The organism is Streptomyces sp. ADMS, assembly GCF_033441795.1.
GTDB lineage: Bacteria > Actinomycetota > Actinomycetes > Streptomycetales > Streptomycetaceae > Streptomyces.
In genome coordinates, this window is sequence record NZ_JAVFVX010000605.1 from 1 (window position 1) to 247 (window position 247).

Genomic DNA, 247 nt, shown 5'->3' on the forward strand with positions numbered 1-247 from the left:
CCAGCGCGGTGTCGTCGCCCGAGCCACCGAGCCGGGAGAGGTCGATCGACAGCATCGAAGTGGTCGGGTCGAAGGCAACGGTCGAGGGCGCGTCGAACATGCCGCTCAAGTCGCCGTGCACCAGACGGCGCAGGGCATGCGCGAGGTCTTGCGCGGCGGGCCCCATGCGCCCGGCCTGGTCGCCGAGGGCCCGGTCGAGGCGCTCGGGCGAGCCGAGGGTGTGCGCGATCTCGCCGAGCAGCGGCAC

At 73.7% G+C, this 247-nt stretch carries 1 pseudogene; it reads right to left on the minus strand.

The window, feature by feature from the left end:
- Positions 1-247, minus strand: a pseudogene (locus RB628_RS42150) (ATP-binding protein); the annotation flags it as partial.